The organism is Candidatus Paracaedibacter symbiosus (assembly GCF_000757605.1).
Classification (GTDB): domain Bacteria; phylum Pseudomonadota; class Alphaproteobacteria; order Paracaedibacterales; family Paracaedibacteraceae; genus Paracaedibacter_A; species Paracaedibacter_A symbiosus.
On the sequence record NZ_JQAK01000021.1, the window covers coordinates 1,261 to 2,403 of the forward strand.

Consider the following 1,143-nt stretch of genomic DNA (forward strand, 5'->3'; position numbering starts at 1 on the left):
CCGACGCGCAGCGAACTGGACCTTGCGATCGATGGCGGCGGCTTCTTCGAGCTGGAAGACGCGTCTGGCAGCCGGTTCTACTCCCGCGCCGGCCGGTTCCGCCTGGACAGCCAGGGCTACATGGCCGCGCCCAACGGCATGCGCCTGACCTCCGGTGTCCAGATTCCCGCCGATGCTTCCGGGCTTCGAATCTCGGAAGGCGGCGAGGTCAGTGCCGTGCTCGCCGGCTCGGACGAGCGCGTGGCGCTTGGCTCCATCGTGCTGGTGACATTCGCTTCCCTGGCAGGCCTGGAGTCCCATGGCGACAACCTGCTGCGCGCGACCCCGGACGCGGGCAGTCCGATGTCCCAGGTTGCAGGTGAAGAGGGGGCCGGGTTGCTGCGTCAGGGATACCTGGAAATGGCCAATGTAGACATGATCGACGAGATGACCGGGCTGGTGCTGGCGCAGCGCGCGTACCAGCTCAACGCGCGTGTGCTCCAGGCATCCGACCAGATCCTGGAAACGATCAACAACCTCCGACGCTGATCATGCTGCTTCGCTCACTCGCGCTGGTGGTTTCTGCAACGGTGCTGCCGGCGCGCGCCGCCGATGTGTCGGTTGCTGATCGGCTGGTCGACGCTGCGAGGGCCGTCCTCGAGTCCAAGGCGGAGGGCATGGTGGGCGAGTGGGTGTTCGAGGTCGATAGGCATCCACTTCAGTCCGCGCAGCACGGCACGGTGGACGAAGTCTCGGCGAGCGTGCCCTATGGCAGTTGGCCCAGGCAGCGGGTGGGAATCCCGGTACGCGCCCGTGTCGAAGGCAAGAGCGTGGAAGCGATGGTCTGGTTTTCGGTGCATCGGTGGATGGAGGTTCCGGTCTACATGCGTGACGCCCGGCCCGGCGAGCGGCTGGACCAGGTCGACATGCGCCTTGAGCGACGTGACATGGCGGGCCAGGTTGGCACTCCTGTCCCGGCCGGCGAGCGTGAAGCGGGTAGCGGTCTCGAGTTGAGGCGTGCGGTGTCGGCGGGCCAGCCGGCGATGCAACTCGATACCCGGCCTGTGCGCGATGTTTCGCGCCACGAGGTGGTGGGGCTGACGGTCCGACGCGGTGCGGTGGCCTTGAGCACGCGGGCGGTGGCGCAGGGGGATGGCGTGGTGG

2 protein-coding genes are annotated in these 1,143 nt (G+C 67.6%); both read left to right on the forward strand.

What is annotated here, in order from left to right:
• Positions 1 to 528, forward strand: a 528-nt coding sequence (locus tag IG80_RS12895; protein ID WP_032114223.1) for a flagellar hook-basal body protein, incomplete at its 5' end; no start/stop codon positions are given.
• A 2-nt stretch (positions 529 to 530) separates the two neighbouring features.
• The coding region (locus tag IG80_RS13720; RefSeq protein WP_052046423.1) for a flagella basal body P-ring formation protein FlgA at positions 531 to 1,143 on the forward strand (613 nt) is incomplete at its 3' end.